This is a genomic window from Chryseobacterium sp. GW823-FHT05E08 (genome assembly GCF_058795655.1).
On sequence record NZ_JBXAHY010000008.1, the window covers coordinates 16,886 to 33,104 of the forward strand.

Genomic DNA, 16,219 nt, shown 5'->3' on the forward strand with positions numbered 1-16,219 from the left:
CCCCCCCCCCCCCCCCCCAAACCGAAATCAAAAAAAATAGCGAGTGCGGAAAGCGGGAAACAGCTTCAAATAATAGAATAAATATTGGCTGTTCTACGTAGTCAAATTGCTCCTAAAAAATAAATGGTCAATAATGAAGCTATAAAAATTCACTATTGACCATTCACTTAGCATAAGCTAAATTGACATTTTACATATCACCGCCGTGATTTTCCAACTGCCCTTCCCATTTGGAAACCGCAGAAGTTGCCAAAGCATTTCCTAAAACGTTGGTCATACTTCTTCCCATATCACAGAAATGGTCGATTGGCAAGATCAGCGCAATGCCTTCCGGCGGAATTCCAAACATTGAACACGTTGCTACGATGATCACCAACGAAGCTCTCGGAACACCTGCAATACCTTTTGAAGTCAGCATTAATACTAAAAGCATGGTAATTTGCTGTCCGATTGTCATTTCAATTCCGTAGATCTGTGCGATGAAGATTGATGCAAACGTCATGTACATCATACTTCCATCCAGATTAAATGAATATCCTAAAGGTAAAATGAAAGATACTACTCTATTATTACACCCAAATCTTTCCAATTCTTCAACCAATTTCGGGAAAACAGCTTCCGAACTTGTTGTTGAAAAGGCGATCAATAAAGGCGCTTTGATTCTTTTTAATAATTCGAAAAGACGGTTTCCTAGGATCATATATCCAACCAATAGTAAAACCAGCCAAAGAATTGCTAATGCAAAGAAAAAATCTCTTAAATAGATAGCATACACTTTAAAAATTTCAAAACCATTGGTTGCGACGACAGCTGCGATAGCTCCTAAAACTCCAAACGGGGCAAACCACATGATGTAGCCAACCATTTTCAGGATTCCGTGAGCTACAATGTCGAATAATTTAATGACAGGTTGAGAATATTCTTCACCCATATTTGCCAAAGCAACCCCGAACATAATAGAGAATACTACAATCTGTAATACTTCATTCGTTGCAAAAGCTTCAAATATACTTTTAGGAATTACGTGTTTTACAAAATCTTCCATTGAAAAACCTTTACTACTTTTCAATAATTCTTCGGCAGATGCTGCATCCTGAATAGGAAGTTTGGTTACGTGTCCCGGTTCAAGCCAGTTTACCAATATCAAACCAATAAAAAGAGAAATCAGGGAAGCTGAAATAAACCACAACATCGCTTTCGTTCCTACTCTTCCGATCATTTTGATGTCACTCATTTTAGCAATTCCTACAACCAAAGTCGTAAAAACCAAAGGAGCAATAATCATTTGTACCAATCTGATGAAAACTGTACCGAGAAGTTTTATGTTTTTAGAAAAAGGTTCTGCGCTTTCCGGATACTGCAAATGCACAAATCCACCAATACCCACACCAATAATAAGCGCAACGATAATTGCTATAAAAAGTTTATTTTGTCCTTTCATATAATAGTTCAAGTTTCGCAAATATAATAGTTTTTAAGTTGGCATAGGATTTTATTAAGGCTGTAATAATTTTATGTTAAATTAATAATACATTAAAATTAATCGCCTGATTTATAAAATATTGTAAAAAAAGTCAGAAATATTTATTTAATTTTTATCTGTTTGGTATAAATTTTATTATTACATTTGATTGTATTAACAACATTAATAAATATACAACTATGAAAAAAACTATCGCAATGGCTGCACTGGCTATGGCAGTATCTTTCGGAGCTATTTCTTGTAAGAAGAAAGTTTCTGATGCGGACCTTCAGACTCAAGCAACAACAATCGTAACATCTAATCCGAACGCTTCTGTTGAAGTAAAAGAGGGTGTTGCTCACTTAAGCGGAACTTTCGCAGATCAGGCTTCTAAAGATGCAATGATCGCTCAATTAAAAGCTGTAAAAGGTGTAAAAGAAGTAATGGATATGTCTACTATTGCAGCTCCAATGCCGGCTACTCCTGCAGTTGAAACTACTTCAGCGGTAGATCCTGCTGCTCAGAAGAAAGTTCAGGATGCTGTTAAAGATTTTCCATCTGTAAAAGTTGAAGTTGTAAACGGTGAATTAACGCTTACAGGAAATGTATCTTCTCTACAGGCTAGAAAAATCAAAGAATCTGTAGATGCTTTGAAAGTTGGAAAAGTAAATTATAACTATACAGTAAAATAATTAGAAATGAGCACATTACAAGATAAATATTCAAGTGTAGTTTCTGCAGCTCAGTCAGCAGGAATTTCAGGTCTTCAGGTTCAGGAACAAGATGGAATTCTTTATGTTTCAGGAAGCGCTTCAAACACAGCTGCAAAAGATGCTGTTTGGAATGCTTTAGGAGCAATTGATTCTACTTATTCTGCATCAGATATCAATATTGATGTACAGGTTTCAGGTCTTGCTGCCGGTGCATCTCTTACTGTTGCTACAGAAGATTCTAACCTAAACATCAGACAAGAGCCTTCTACGGAAGCTGCTGTTGTTGGTAAAGCTGCAAAAGGTTCTAACGTAACGTTGATCGAGCAGACTTCTGATGATTGGTGGAAAGTGAAAAATGATGATGGACAGGAAGGTTACGCTTATTCAAGATATTTGAAAGCTTAAAAATTAAGTTTAACTCTATTTAACTTATAAACATCCCTTTGCGGGGATGTTTTTTTTTATTTTTGTGCCTTAAACAACATGAATGAAAAAAATTATTGCGGTATTATTTATCTTAACCATTAATATTGTATTTGTAAACGCACAAAAATTTAGTATCGACGGAAAAGTTTCAAATTTTGAAAAGAAACCTGTAGAAAATGCCACCGTCTATCTTCTCAAACAAAAAGATTCCTCTATTGTAAATTATACTGCAACGAATAAAGAAGGCAAGTTTTCCTTAAAAACAGATGAACTCAGTGAACCTTCAATATTAAAAATTGATGCTGATAAATTAATTTCGTACACTAAAAACCTTGAAAAGCTAGACAAATCTCTGACTTTGGGAGATATTGAACTCGATAAAAATTCAATCAAAAATATTGAAGAGGTAAAAATTACCGTCTCTCCTGTAAAAATCAAAAAAGATACGATTGAATTTAATGCTTCGGCGATTAAAGTTCGTCCAGACAGTAAAATCGAAGAACTTTTAAAACAAATTCCGGGCGTTGAAATTGATAATGACAGTAAAATAACCGTCAATGGTAAAAAAGTAGATCAAATCATGATCAACGGAAAACCTTTCTTTGATAAAGACGGAAAAATTGCCCTGCAAAACCTTCCTGCGGATATCATTAAAAACATTCAGTTCACGACAACAAAAACAAAAGAAGAAGAACTGACCGGAAAAACTGCAAAATCAAACAACGCAACCATTAATTTTAATATCGACGAAAAGAAAAATAAAGGATTGATTTCCAGACTTACTCTTGGATATGGATCCGATAAACGATATGAAGGGAGCGGACTTTTAAGTTATTTTAAAAATGATACCAAAATCAGTATTCTGGCATCATCAAACAATATTAATTCACAAGGATTTTCCAATGATGAGGTTTTTGACAGCATGGGTCATGGACGAAATTCTTGGTTGATGCAGGGCGGAAGTGTTAGAACCGTAGGAAGCACAACCTATTATACGGATGGCGGCGGTAATAATAAAGGAATTCAAAAATCAACAACAATAGGATTAAATTACAGCGATAAATTCGGAAAAGGCGCAGAGCTTGAAAGCGTAAGTCTGATGCATTACAACAGCAATCTGGAGACTCGATCTAAAGTTTCGAGAACGACTTTACTTCCTGATTATGCTTTAAAAACCAACTCAGAAAGCAATGGTGAAAATGAATCTAAACAATATAATTTTGATACTTCTGCAAAAATAGATCTGGATTCTCTGACGAATATTTATATTTCACCAACATTTTCAAGATCGGAAGGTTTCAGTTTTAATAATTTAAAATCAAACACTTTTAGAGATAATACTCTGCTTAATGAGAGTGATTCTTATACAAGCACAAAGTCTGAGAGCAATACTTTTAGTCCCAACATTTATTTTTCGAAAAAATTTAGAAAGAAGGAAAGAGTTGTTTATGCAAACATCGATACTAATATTTCTGAATCAAAAAATGATAATCTGAACAGGTCACAAACCCTTTTTTACCAAAGTACAGGAGCCAACGATATCAGAAATCAGCTTGCTAACAATAAAAACCAGAGCAGTGATTACCGTTTCAGTGCAGGATATACAGAACCCATTTCTGATTCGGCAACGGTAACTCTTAATATGAGCTATAGCTCAAAACTAAACCGCGACATCAGAAACGTTAATGATTTTAATGAAAATACAGGGCAATATTCAGATTACAACATCCTTTTATCCAATAATATGAATCAAAAGGTTAATCAGATTACTCCTGAGTTATCATTTGCGCTTAATAAAACTAAGATCAATATGTGGGGTTCTTTTAATCTTGATATTTCAGATATGAAAGTAAATTCTGTTTTTAATGGAGAACAATATGACCTTCAGAAAAACTTTGTACTTCCCAATTATAATGTTGGTGTTAATTATGAATTTTCACCCAATAAAAGATTAAGCATTTACAATTCTGCGGATTACACGATTCCAACTGCAGAGCAACTGACTCCTTATCAGGATTTTTCTAATCCGTTAGTAGTTTTTCAGGGAAATCCTGAACTGAAAAATACATGGGCAAACAGAACCTATCTTTATTTTAATAATTCTAATCTGATAAAAAATATCAGTTATTATATAAATTTCGGCTTCACTTACAGTAATAATGACATTATTAATTATTCTTATTACGATAAGTCAGGAAAGCAGTTTGTGACCTACTCCAATGTAAGTGGAAATAAAAATTTCAACCTTGGAGGAAGTTTCACAAAAACCTTTAAATGGAAAGAAAATAAGCTGACCATCAACCCAAGATTTAATATAAATTATAGCTATAGCAGTGGGTTTATTGACAGTCAAAACTTCACAAGCAATAACTATAACATTAATCCCGGATTTAATCTTACCTACGAAATTAAAGATAAACTTACTATAAAACCATCATACAGAATAGGTTACAACACTTCAAGTTACACCAATTACAGTATTGATAAGGTACAGACAACCCATCAAACCCTAAAACTTGAACTCACCAATTATATTTTTAAAAGCAACCTTGTTATTGGAAATGATTTTGAATACAACACCAACTCAAATATAGCTCCCGGATTCAAAAGAGATTTCTATTTCTGGAATACAAGTTTGGGATATGCTTTCTTCGACAAACAACTTACTGCAAAAATCAAGGTTTATGATGTTTTAAATCAAAATCAAAGCGTAAAAAGAACTATTTCAAGTGCTTATTTTGAAGACCGTGAAGATTTGATCTTAAAACGATACATCATGTTTTCATTAAGTATGAAACTCAACAAATTCGCCGGTAAGAAAATGAAAGGTAAATAAATGATTAATGATAAATGGTTGGAAGTTTTTCCAGCCATTTCTTTTTTAAGTTCGGTTAAAAATATTTTATGATTAAATTAGCAACAAATTAAATTCATGAAGATCCCTATTTCAATTCTATTTATTTTCTTTTTCATTTTTGGAAATTCACAAAATACACAGCCGGCAGATCCGTTTGTGAAAGATAATTTCATCAAAAAGGAAATGTATATTCCGATGCGTGACGGCACGAAGCTTTTCACCGCAGTTTACATTCCGAAGGATATTTCTAATAAAAACAAATATCCGTTCCTAATGCAAAGAACCTGCTACAGCATTGCTCCGTACGGTGAAAATGAATATAAAACCAAGGTTGGTCCGAATCAATATTTAATGAATGACAAATACATTTTTGTGTATCAGGACGTTCGCGGACGATATATGAGTGAAGGAACTTTCACGAATATGACACCGCAAGTAGATCATAAAACGAAAAAAGATGTTGATGAAAGTACAGACACTTACGACACAATCGATTGGTTAATAAAAAACATCAAAGACAACAACGGAAAAGTAGGTCAATACGGAACATCTTATCCCGGTTTTTATACTGCTGTTGGGGTTTTAGCAGAACATCCTGCATTAGTTGCATCTTCTCCACAAGCTCCGATCTCTGATTTCTGGAATGATGATTTTCTTCACAACGGAAGATTCATGTTAGGTTATTTTAAAACATTTCCGGTGTTTGGAGTTCAGAAAACAAAGGCAGAAAACAAAGCTTGGTATTCAGATTCAATGATTAAACCAACATCTGAAGATGGTTTGAAATTTTATAGGGATATGGGCACGTTGAAAGACGGTTACGAGAAATATTACAAAGACAATTTCTTCATGACCGAAATAATGAACCATCCCAACTATGATGAATTTTGGCAAAAAAGAAGTCTTCTTCCTCATCTTAAAAACGTGAATCATGCAGTAATGACTGTTGGTGGTTGGTTTGATGCTGAAGATCTTTCAGGGCCTTTAAATATTTACAAAACCATTGAAAAATCAAGCCCAAAAGCGAAAAACACCATCGTAATGGGACCTTTTTCTCATGGTGGATGGGGACGCGAGGAAGGAAAACACTTCCATAATCAGATCTATTTTGGAGACAGCATTGCAACGTATTATCAAAAAAATGTTGAAACGAAATTTTTCAATCATTATCTAAAAGGAAATACAAAACAGGATGCCGGACTTCCTGAAGCTTTGATGTATGACACCGGAGCAAAACAATGGAGAGAATTTACGACTTATCCTCCAAAAGAAGGACAAAAAGTGAAATTCTATTTAGCTAACAAAACATTGAATAAATCTGCTGGCCAAGGTTCATCAGAATATTACAGTGATCCAAATAATCCGGTTTTAAGTTCAGATAATCTGAAAGACTTTAATGGATTTACGCCTAGAAATTATATGTCGGAAGATCAAAGATTTGCAGAAGGAAGACCTGATGTCTTGACTTTCACAACCGATGTTTTAACGGATGATATGACTTTTGCAGGAGAAATTATGGCTAAATTAAATATTGCTTCCACCTCTACTGATGCAGATTTCGCCGTGAAATTAATTGATGTTTATCCCGAAGATTTCAAACCTGTAGAAAAGAAAGAGGGTGTGATTTACGGAAACTACCATCAAATGGTAAGAAGTGAGATTATGCCTGCCAAATTTAGAAACTCTCGAGAAAAAGCAGAAGCTTTAGTTCCGAATCAGAAAACAGCAGTGAACTTTAGATTACAGGATGTGGTTCACACTTTCAAAAAAGGGCATAAAATACAGATACAAATAAGTTCAACTTGGTTTCCTCTTTTTGCAATTAATCCACAGAAATTTATGGAAAATTCGAATTTTGCAACGAAAGAAGATTATACGAAAGCGTTTATCAAGGTTTTTGATGATAGTTCGATTGAAGTTGAAGTTTTGAAATAAAATTTAAAAGGCTGTTCAGGATTTGAATAGCCTTTTTTTCTTTAAACTTAACCACTCAGTTTGTCATCCTATGTTTGTAAAATATTAATTTTAATAAACATAGGATGACAAACTTTGAGGTTAAAATCTTTGCGTCAAAAATTTATTCTTCAATCGTTCTAAAAGTCAAATTCACTCTTGGAGTTTTCACTTTTGTAGTCGGCGGAAGTCGGTGAAGCCAATTGTCCTGAGTTTCTCCTTTCATTATTAATAAACTTCCGTTTTCAAGAAATATTTCTACTTTTTCTTTAGTGATTTTATGTTTAAATAAAAACTTTCTTTCTGCCCCGAAAGTTAGAGATGCAATTGCTCCATGCTTTTTCAAATCTTTTTCGCTATCGCTGTGATAGGCCATTCCTTCGCTTCCATCATGATATAAATTCAACAAACAGGAGTTGTAGGTTTCTCCTGAAACTTCTTCGCATTTTTTCTTTAATTCCAATAATTCCGGAGTCCAGGGTTTTGCTAATTTTGTCCGTTTTGAATACGTATATTCGAATGGTTTTTCTCCAAACCAGCCTACTTTTCTTTTGGTTAAAATCAATTTTCCAAAAATTACCGCTTCATCATTTTCCCATGGAATTTGATTGAACAAATAATCATAATAAAAATCGGATTTTTCCTTGGAGAAAACCTTTCCGTAATAGTGAACGGTTCCATCGTTGGGGAGGATATTTAATGGATAATCTGATATATCTTCGAATAAACTCATCATTTTAATAACTTTTAAAACTATATTTTAAACACAAATTACACGAATATTTTTCACAAATAAACACAAATTTTCATATCAATAGGAACGGACTTTAGTCCGTTTTCAAATACACAAAATATCAATTGGCTTTAGCCAAAACTTAAAAATAAAATAAAAAATCTGTGAGATCTGCAGGAGAAAAAATTTAAAGTAAAATAGAATCCTCAGCATAAACATGAGAACTTTCCCAGCCAATAATCAACTGCTTTCTTTCACTTCCCCACATGTATCCTCCAATATTTCCCGAAGATTGAATCACACGGTGGCAAGGAATTAGAAAAGCCACAGGATTACTTCCAATCGCTGTTCCAACTGCTCGTGAAGCGTTTGGATTTCCAATTTTTTCGGCTAAATTTCCATACGTTGACAATTTCCCCATTGGGATTGTGAGAAGGCTTTCCCAGACTTTCAATTGAAAATCAGTGCCTTTTAAATGTAATTTAATAGTGCTGAGTTTCGTCCAGTCCTGATTGAAAATGGACAAGGCATTTTTCTGAAATCCGTCCTGTTTTTCAAAAAAAGAAGCATTAGGAAATTTATGTTTCAAATTCCCTAATGCTGTTTCTTTATCATTTTCAAAAGCCATGTAGCAGATTCCTTTTTCTGTGGAAGCTGTGATAATTTTCCCAAAAGGACTTTCGGAAAAACTATAATTGATGGTAAGGCTTTTCCCTCCGTTTTTATATTCTGTCGGAGACATTCCTTCAATTTTCACAAACAAATCGTGCAATCTGCTTGTGCTTGAAAATCCTGTCTCGTAAGCCGTATCAAATAAGCTCGCTTTTTCTTCCTTCAATAAATTTTTAGCATGTTCAAGACTGATAAACTGTAAAAATTTCTTCGGACTTGTTCCTGCCCAATCCGTAAATATTTTCTGGAAATGAGCCGGACTCAAGTGAATTTTCTCTGCCACTTCATCCAAATTCGGCTGAAGTTTAAAATTGCTCTGGATATACTCAATCGCTTTGGCAATTCTTTCGTAATCTATTTGATTTTGTGTGGACATATCATTTTATTTTACCTCACAAATTTCCAAAAAATCCTTTGCAGAAAAAATCCGAATCTTGCGGAATTTTAGTCTTGGTTGATGTGATAATACGCAAGCATTTTGTAATACAACTTAGCTGCCAAGAATGCACTTGGTTTTGCATAAGGAGAATCCATTAATTCTACAATATCAAATGCTACAACATTACATTTTTCAAATACTTTTCTTAATAATTGTAGTGTTGGATACCACTGTAAACCACCTGGCTCAGGAGTTCCTGTTGATGGCGCAATAGATGGATCAAAAGCATCTAAATCAATAGTGATATAAACGTTTCCTGAAACTTTTTCTAATACATCATTCACCCAATTTTCATTGTTGGCAATTTCGTGAGCGAAAAATACTCTTCCTTCCGGTAAATACTCAGCTTCTTCAACATCCATAGAACGGATTCCCACTTGAACTAAATTATGCTTTTGGTTGGCTTCAAAAACCGCACAAGCATGATTAGAAGTAGAACCGTGAAATTCTGGACGTAGATCTGTGTGAGCATCTAACTGAAGTACAGTCAGGTTTTCATATTTTTCACCCACCGCACGGATTGAACCGATAGAAACAGAATGCTCACCTCCGAAAAGGGTAAATAATTTATCATCATTCTGTAAAAGCTCTTTTGTTTTTTGATAAACAGCTTCTGTCATTGCTTCAGGCGAAGATTTTTCTGTAATTTCTCCAGCTAAATAAACACCTTCCAAATAAGGTTCAGTTCCTGTTTCAATGTCATAAAGTTCCATGTTCTCAGAAGCATCAAGGAATAATTCAGGACCTTTGTCTGCTCCTTTTCCCCAAGTTGAGGTTCCGTCATAAGGAACCGTTACCAATACTACTTTTGAAGCCTCCAATGAAGCATTTTCTTCAGGAATTCCTGCGTATGTTTTCATGTCTTATTTAAAATTAAATGATTCCTGCAAAGATACAAAGAAGTTGGAAGATGGAGGATTGAAGATGGAAGTTTCTTGATCATCTCATATAAATTCTGCATCACAATTTTAACTTCAATCACCCGGCTTCAAGCTTCCAACCAAAATCATTATCTTTATAAAAAAATTCAAAAAATATGCCTTTAAAAGCTGTTCTTTTCGATATGGATGGAGTGATTGTAGATACAGAACCATTGCACAGAAAAGCTTATTTCAAAACATTTAACGACCTTGGAATTGATGTTTCAGAAGATCTATACACTTCTTTTACCGGAGCTTCAACGAAAAGGGTTTGTGAAATATTAATTAATCAATTTAATCTAACTCAGACTTACGAAGAAATCGCAAAAACTAAGAGAGATTATTTCAAAGATTATTTTTATAATGATGAAGAATTTGATCTGATTCCGGGAGTCAAACAATTGATCGAACATTATTATGAAAACGGAATTACCTTAATTCTGGCTTCGTCTGCAACGATGAACACCATTAATATGGTTTTTGAAAAATTTGAATTGGATAAGTATTTTAGCGGAAAAATAAGCGGTGCTGATTTAAAAGAATCAAAACCTCATCCTGAAGTTTTTCTTTTGGCAGCAGAATTAGCAAAAGAACCTGTTGAAAACTGTATGGTGATTGAAGATTCTACGAATGGAATTCTAGCTTCTCACAGAGCAAATATTTTCTGTGCGGCGTATAGAAGTCCACATTCTAAAAATCAGGATTATACCTTGGCAAATATTGTGGTTGCAGATTATATTGAACTGGAATTAGATAAAATATCAAAATATTTTTAAACTAGAAATAAAAATTCTGAACTCATATTATCCAGAAACAGTTTTTGTGTAAATTTAGAAAGTAATTGAATACTTAAATTTAATACATGAAAAAAAATGTCTTTCTAACTCCATTTTTACTTATTATACCATGTTTTTTAAGAGCACAGGAAAGCTATAAGCTTGCTGAAAAAGAATTTGATAAAGATAATTATGAAAAGGCAATTACCTATTATACAGAATCTATTCAAAAGAAAGAAGAGGTAGCAAAGTCGTACAATTATCGCGGAATGGCCTATCTATATTCTGAAAAAATGTCGGAAGCTCAGAAAGATTTAGAATATTCATTTCAACTTGACTCTAATGATTATAGGATATACATCAGTCTCGCGCGTTTTTGTTATTTAACTCAACAATTTGAAAAGGGGTTAGAATATTATAATGTAGCTTTGGAAAAAGAGCCCAAAAGATATGATCTTTACAACGAGAGAGCAGGTGTAAAAGCCATATTGGAAATGTATCCCGAAGCGATTGCCGATGCCGATTTCTCGATAAAAAACCTTCCTAAAGATCATTCTGCCTATCTTAATAGAGGATTTGTTTATTTAAGAATGGGGAAATATGATGAAGCAATAAATGATCTAACGGCATCATTAAAAATTGAGAAAAGCCAAAAAGGATTTGGAAATCGTGGAACAGCTTATGCTTTATCGAAAAAATATGATTTAGCACTTAATGACTTCGATAAGGCTCTAGAATACAATGCAAATGATCCTTTGGTTTTGTACCAGAAAGGAGAAGTTTTATTATCATTGGGGCAAAGAGACAAGGCTTGTGATTATTTTTTAAAAGTTAAACAATTGGGTAACAATGAAATTGATGATATTATTGAAAAGGAGAAATGTCATAAATGATTCTCCGCGTCAACAAAAAGTAATTTCAGTATTTTTCTTGAAAGAAAATAGCCATCAATTTGATGGCTATTTTTATTTATCTTAATAAGTTTCGGCTAAAGCCAATTAATTATTTTTCATTTATAAACGGGTTAAAACCCGTTCTTATTGATGAGATTGCTTCGTCGCTTCGCTTCTCGCAATGACGGTTTTATTAATATCCTAAAAGTTTCAAAATATCTTCCGGTTCCTGTTTCTCACGGAAAATTTCATATTGGAATTCGCCGTTTTCATCTTTTTGGATCAAAATATGTCTCGGCTGAGGCATCAAACAGTGGTGAACACCACCATAACCACCAATCGTTTCCTGATATGCTCCGGTATGGAAGAAACCAATATACAAAGGCTTCGTATCACTGAAAACCGGTAAATAAATTGCGTTTGTATGTTGTTCAGAATTATAATAATCATCTGAATCACAAGTCAATCCACCTAAGAATACTCTTTCATACGTATCATCCCAACGGTTCAATGGAAGCATGATAAAGTGTCTCGAAATCGCCCAAGTATCAGGAAGCGTTGTCATGAAAGATGAATCGATCATATTCCATTTTTCTCTGTCGTTCTGACGTTTTTGAGAAATAATTTTATAGATATTCGCTCCACTTTCTCCAACGGTAAAACTTCCGAATTCAGTATAGATATTTGGCTCTTCTACTCCTTCCTCTTCACAGAATTTTTTAATTTGAGAAACGATTTCTTCAACCATATATTGATAATCGTAATCAAACTGCAAAGAAGTTTTAATAGGAAAACCGCCTCCGATATTCAATGAATTTACTTCCGGAGCAATTTTCTTTAAACGTGCATATACACGAAGACATTTGTACAATTCATTCCAGTAATACGCTGTGTCTTTGATCCCCGTATTAATGAAGAAGTGAAGCATTTTCAATCTTGCATTCGGGTGCTCAGCAATTTTTTGACTGTAATAAGGAATAATATCTTTATATCCGATCCCTAATCTTGAGGTATAAAATTCAAACTTAGGCTCTTCCTCAGAAGCGATTCTGATTCCGATATCGAAAGTTGTGTCGATGCTTTCTGTAAGCTTATCTAACTCACGGTAATTATCCAGGATCGGCGTGATATTTTCAAAACCGTTATTGATCATATCTGAAATTTTCGCCAGATAATCATCCGTTTTGAAACCATTACAGATCACTTCGATATCTTTTGTTACTTTTCCTTCCTTATAAAGTGATTTCACGATATCCATATCGTATGCAGAAGAAGTTTCTATAGAAATATCATTCTTTAGTGCTTCTTCAATTACAAACTTAAAATGGCTGGATTTTGTACAGTAACAATATCTGTAGTTTTTCTTATATTCGGTTTTCTCAAAGGCTTCTTTAAACCAGCTTTTCGCTTTCTGAATATTTTGAGAAATCTTCGGGAGGTAACTTACCTTTAAAGGCGTTCCAAACTTTTCAACAACTTCCATTAAAGGAATATCGTGAAACAACAAATTGTTCTCAGAAACATTAAATTCTTCCGTAGGAAAATACAATGTCTGATCAATAAGTTCCGAGTATTTTATTTTCATTTTTTGACAAGTGAATTAAGAATGCAAAATTGCTAAAAAAGTTTGATTTTTGGGTGTTAAAATTATTATAAATTTCAAGCAATTTTCGGTGAAATTTTAAACCAAATTATTAATATGTAAACTTCCTGATATATTCTTTTCTTTTATCTTCAGAAATCTGTAAAACATTTTGAATATAAAAATCCATTGAGCCATATTTCTTATCAATTTCATCAAAGGCAGCATCAAGATAATTACTTTCAATCCAGCTTAATTTTTCTAATACTTTTAAATCCATTTTAGGATAGATGAAATGTAAATTATTTGCTAAATTCAGTCTTTTTAGAATTAATTTTTCCCTGAAATTATTGGATAAAAGATAATCGTTATAAATGGTTTCTTTATCGAACCTTAAAATGGTGAGAATTAACGCTGTCGTAATTCCAGTTCGGTCTTTCCCGGCGGTGCAATGATAAAGAATTGGTTGGTCAGATTCCAGGATTTCTGTAATAATTTTCTTTATTATTTCTGGATTTTTGGTGACATAATCTTTATAAAAATCCAACATTCTTTTGTTGGCATCGGAGCCGTTTACTTTTCCTTTTAAAACTAATTTTTTAGCTTGCGACAACTGATCTCCCTGATCTTCAAAAGCAGAATAATTTTTATAATTAATATTTTCAGAAAGATGATCCGGTTTTTGAGAAATCTCCTTTGAATTTCGAAGATCAATAATTTCCTTTATTCCCAATTTTTCCAATTCCTTAAATGAACTGTTTTTTAGCTTATGAAGATCTCCGCTTCGGTAAAATTTTCCTTCTTTTAAGGTTTTCCCTTCAGAATTTTTAATATTTCCTACAGTTCGGAAATTATTTACTTTTTTAATCTTAATTGGGCTTTCTGTTTCTTTTTTACCGTATTCGGGTGTGGAAAACTGCTGTACTTTGCAGGAGAAAATACAGAATAATGAGATGATAAGAAATAGTATTTTAATTAGGTTTTTCATTTTTTATTTCCCATGAATTTCACAGATTTGCACAGATGTTTGTGTTTATTTTAATAGATTAAATTTAAGTTTTGGCTAAAGCCAATTGCATTATATTTATTGTGAAAACGGGCTAAAGCCCGTTCCTATTGATGAACGTATTTGTGTTTATTCGTGAAAAAATTAGTGTAATTTGTGTTTAAACTAAAAAACTACAAATAATTCCTTCCAATAAAAATCAACAAATCACCTTTTTCATATTCCACAGAAACTTCATCTTCAACAGCAAAATTTCTGGTTCCGATTCTTGAAATTATACTTAGATTTCCATTTGTTAAAGGCCAATTCAAACCTTTTGTCGTAATATTTTCAACCGTAGGAAATGGATATAATGAAACCATTTTATCTTTCACACCTTTCACAGCAAAACTTTTCGGAACAAAATAATATTCCGAAAATTCATCATAAAACTTAATATTTAACTGATCTTTAAAACCAAAAGCAACGGTAAGATTTCCTAAAAAATGATCCTGTTCACCTCCACTTCCGCCTAAAACATCAACATTTTTAAAATCTTTTTCTGCAATAATTTCTAATGCTTTATGAAAATCCGTTTTATCTTGATCCGGAGTGTAAATAAATTTTTCGTCATACACATTTTCGTCAGAACCAGAATGCGAATCAAAATCGCCGGAAATAAAATCCAGTTTATCTAAAGGAAAATTCAGATTCTTTAAATAATGAAAAGCGCCGTCTGTACAGGCAATCAAGCCATAATTTTCTATTTTTGGAAAAGATTTTGGAGGATCTCCGTTGATGAAAAGTAATACTTTATCTTTCATTCGGGTTCCAGTATTCTTCTGTTTCGTTGTTGATTTTAGAGATATATCTTGCCAAAACAAAAAGATAATCCGACAGTCTGTTTAGATATTTAATCAATTCAGGGCGCACTTCTTCAGATTCGTTTAAAAAAACCAAAGAACGTTCGGCTCTTCTGCAAATTGTTCTGGCTGCATGTAAAAATGTAGCAGATTTTCCTCCTCCGGGAAGAATAAAATATTGAAGCGGTTCTAGTTTTCCTTCAAAAGCATCCATCCAATTTTCCAATTCTTCAACTTCAGTTTCAGAAATAATTAATGGAAGGCGCGATTTTCCGTTCGCCAACATCAATTTATCAACCGGAGTGGCAGCTTCCGAACCTACCGTAAACAAGTCAAACTGAATTTTTTTCAATTGTTTCAGCACCTCTTCATCCTCGATATGACTTTTAGAAATCCCTATAAATGAGTTAAGTTCGTCTATATTTCCGTAACTGTCGACCCTTGCGCTCGCCTTAGAAACTCTCGTCCCGCCATACAGAGCCGTCTGTCCTTTATCTCCTGTTTTCGTGTAAATTTTCATAGTACTAAAATACTTTATTTTGTAGAATGTAAAAAGTAAAATATCCTGAAATACACAAATTTCAAAAGTTTTTAGGAGCTATTTGACTACGTCGAATTGCAGTTTTATTTATTTTTGAAGCAATTTCCAGCTTTCCGTTACAATCTTTTTTTTCAAAAAAGGATTTTCTCTGCAATCTGGGCTAGGGTTTTTGTCGAAGTTTAAATAGTTGTCTTCAAAATTCAATTATCACTTTGAATAAAATTCTCCATTTTCGTTCAAAACAAAAAAAATGACCGATTAAAAAACCGGCCATCTTCAAATTATTTATCTACCTCTACATATGTTACATTGTCTGATCTTGTGATGTATCGGATATACATTGAACGAGAAATATTGAAGGATATTTTACAACAAAGAAAATATTTTTTAAATGTGAATTTCCT

Annotated in this window: 14 protein-coding genes; 6 read left to right on the plus strand and 8 right to left on the minus strand. The window is 33.3% G+C overall.

All coding sequences use genetic code 11. The features are described from left to right. Nucleotides 1–190: 190 nt before the first annotated feature. Nucleotides 191–1,441: a dicarboxylate/amino acid:cation symporter gene (locus tag AC1Q7L_RS20700; RefSeq protein WP_492307970.1), complete on the minus strand. Its 1,251-nt coding sequence runs from the start codon at nucleotides 1,439–1,441 to the stop codon at nucleotides 191–193. 221 nt (nucleotides 1,442–1,662) lie between these two features. Here AC1Q7L_RS20700 and AC1Q7L_RS20705 point away from each other — a divergent pair, with 221 nt between their 5' ends. From AC1Q7L_RS20705 to AC1Q7L_RS20720, 4 genes are all read left to right on the plus strand, one after another. Next, entirely contained in the window at nucleotides 1,663–2,154 is a 492-nt protein-coding gene (locus AC1Q7L_RS20705) for a BON domain-containing protein (protein ID WP_123980119.1), read from the plus strand. 6 nt (nucleotides 2,155–2,160) lie between these two features. Continuing rightward, nucleotides 2,161–2,580 (plus strand): SH3 domain-containing protein, encoded by a 420-nt coding sequence (locus AC1Q7L_RS20710; protein ID WP_410692337.1) that lies wholly within the window; start codon nucleotides 2,161–2,163, stop codon nucleotides 2,578–2,580. 82 nt (nucleotides 2,581–2,662) lie between these two features. Next, nucleotides 2,663–5,437 (plus strand): outer membrane beta-barrel protein, encoded by a 2,775-nt coding sequence (locus AC1Q7L_RS20715; RefSeq protein ID WP_492307969.1) that lies wholly within the window; start codon nucleotides 2,663–2,665, stop codon nucleotides 5,435–5,437. 96 nt (nucleotides 5,438–5,533) lie between these two features. Beyond that, on the plus strand, nucleotides 5,534–7,393 hold the full coding sequence (locus tag AC1Q7L_RS20720; RefSeq protein ID WP_492307968.1) for a CocE/NonD family hydrolase: 1,860 nt from the start codon (nucleotides 5,534–5,536) through the stop codon (nucleotides 7,391–7,393). 142 nt (nucleotides 7,394–7,535) lie between these two features. Here the strand turns inward: AC1Q7L_RS20720 and AC1Q7L_RS20725 are convergent, their stop codons facing one another. The 3 genes from AC1Q7L_RS20725 to speB all read right to left on the minus strand — a co-directional run bounded on the left by AC1Q7L_RS20725 (nucleotide 7,536) and on the right by speB (nucleotide 10,115). Then, nucleotides 7,536–8,144 (minus strand): alpha-ketoglutarate-dependent dioxygenase AlkB family protein, encoded by a 609-nt coding sequence (locus AC1Q7L_RS20725; protein ID WP_492307974.1) that lies wholly within the window; start codon nucleotides 8,142–8,144, stop codon nucleotides 7,536–7,538. Nucleotides 8,145–8,331: 187 nt separating this feature from the next. Further along, nucleotides 8,332–9,192, minus strand: coding sequence for a bifunctional helix-turn-helix domain-containing protein/methylated-DNA--[protein]-cysteine S-methyltransferase (locus tag AC1Q7L_RS20730; protein WP_492307967.1), 861 nt, complete (start codon nucleotides 9,190–9,192; stop codon nucleotides 8,332–8,334). 68 nt (nucleotides 9,193–9,260) lie between these two features. Continuing rightward, complete coding sequence (gene speB / locus AC1Q7L_RS20735) at nucleotides 9,261–10,115, minus strand: agmatinase (protein ID WP_492307966.1); 855 nt, start codon at nucleotides 10,113–10,115, stop codon at nucleotides 9,261–9,263. Between the two features lie 176 nt (nucleotides 10,116–10,291). On the opposite strand from speB, the gene AC1Q7L_RS20740 reads away from it, so the two are divergent. Together AC1Q7L_RS20740 and AC1Q7L_RS20745 are read left to right on the plus strand one after the other, a co-directional pair. After that, nucleotides 10,292–10,951, plus strand: coding sequence for an HAD family hydrolase (locus AC1Q7L_RS20740; protein WP_492307965.1), 660 nt, complete (start codon nucleotides 10,292–10,294; stop codon nucleotides 10,949–10,951). Nucleotides 10,952–11,037: 86 nt separating this feature from the next. After that, nucleotides 11,038–11,844 carry a tetratricopeptide repeat protein gene (locus AC1Q7L_RS20745; RefSeq protein WP_492307964.1) on the plus strand — a complete coding sequence of 269 codons (807 nt, stop codon included), beginning with the start codon at nucleotides 11,038–11,040 and terminating at the stop codon, nucleotides 11,842–11,844. A gap of 193 nt (nucleotides 11,845–12,037) precedes the next feature. Here AC1Q7L_RS20745 and AC1Q7L_RS20750 read toward each other — a convergent pair whose 3' ends face one another. From AC1Q7L_RS20750 to AC1Q7L_RS20765, 4 genes are all read right to left on the minus strand, one after another. Continuing rightward, nucleotides 12,038–13,429 (minus strand): type III PLP-dependent enzyme domain-containing protein, encoded by a 1,392-nt coding sequence (locus AC1Q7L_RS20750; protein WP_066755691.1) that lies wholly within the window; start codon nucleotides 13,427–13,429, stop codon nucleotides 12,038–12,040. A gap of 109 nt (nucleotides 13,430–13,538) precedes the next feature. Next, a complete protein-coding gene (locus tag AC1Q7L_RS20755; protein WP_492307963.1) occupies nucleotides 13,539–14,414 on the minus strand; it encodes a tyrosine-protein phosphatase in 876 nt (291 codons plus the stop codon). Between the two features lie 191 nt (nucleotides 14,415–14,605). Further along, on the minus strand, nucleotides 14,606–15,235 hold the full coding sequence (locus AC1Q7L_RS20760; protein WP_492307962.1) for a thiamine diphosphokinase: 630 nt from the start codon (nucleotides 15,233–15,235) through the stop codon (nucleotides 14,606–14,608). Beyond that, nucleotides 15,225–15,794, minus strand: coding sequence for a cob(I)yrinic acid a,c-diamide adenosyltransferase (locus tag AC1Q7L_RS20765; protein WP_066759734.1), 570 nt, complete (start codon nucleotides 15,792–15,794; stop codon nucleotides 15,225–15,227). Before AC1Q7L_RS20765 ends, AC1Q7L_RS20760 begins: the two co-directional genes overlap by 11 nt. Nucleotides 15,795–16,219: the final 425 nt, after the last annotated feature.

Coding starts and splice junctions, on each gene's coding strand:
- AC1Q7L_RS20700 (WP_492307970.1), bottom strand. CDS start 1,441: ATGAAAGGACAAAATAAACTTTTTATAGCAATTATCGTTGCGCTTATT.
- AC1Q7L_RS20705 (WP_123980119.1), top strand. CDS start 1,663: ATGAAAAAAACTATCGCAATGGCTGCACTGGCTATGGCAGTATCTTTC.
- AC1Q7L_RS20710 (WP_410692337.1), top strand. CDS start 2,161: ATGAGCACATTACAAGATAAATATTCAAGTGTAGTTTCTGCAGCTCAG.
- AC1Q7L_RS20715 (WP_492307969.1), top strand. CDS start 2,663: ATGAAAAAAATTATTGCGGTATTATTTATCTTAACCATTAATATTGTA.
- AC1Q7L_RS20720 (WP_492307968.1), top strand. CDS start 5,534: ATGAAGATCCCTATTTCAATTCTATTTATTTTCTTTTTCATTTTTGGA.
- AC1Q7L_RS20725 (WP_492307974.1), bottom strand. CDS start 8,144: ATGAGTTTATTCGAAGATATATCAGATTATCCATTAAATATCCTCCCC.
- AC1Q7L_RS20730 (WP_492307967.1), bottom strand. CDS start 9,192: ATGTCCACACAAAATCAAATAGATTACGAAAGAATTGCCAAAGCGATT.
- speB (WP_492307966.1), bottom strand. CDS start 10,115: ATGAAAACATACGCAGGAATTCCTGAAGAAAATGCTTCATTGGAGGCT.
- AC1Q7L_RS20740 (WP_492307965.1), top strand. CDS start 10,292: ATGCCTTTAAAAGCTGTTCTTTTCGATATGGATGGAGTGATTGTAGAT.
- AC1Q7L_RS20745 (WP_492307964.1), top strand. CDS start 11,038: ATGAAAAAAAATGTCTTTCTAACTCCATTTTTACTTATTATACCATGT.
- AC1Q7L_RS20750 (WP_066755691.1), bottom strand. CDS start 13,429: ATGAAAATAAAATACTCGGAACTTATTGATCAGACATTGTATTTTCCT.
- AC1Q7L_RS20755 (WP_492307963.1), bottom strand. CDS start 14,414: ATGAAAAACCTAATTAAAATACTATTTCTTATCATCTCATTATTCTGT.
- AC1Q7L_RS20760 (WP_492307962.1), bottom strand. CDS start 15,235: ATGAAAGATAAAGTATTACTTTTCATCAACGGAGATCCTCCAAAATCT.
- AC1Q7L_RS20765 (WP_066759734.1), bottom strand. CDS start 15,794: ATGAAAATTTACACGAAAACAGGAGATAAAGGACAGACGGCTCTGTAT.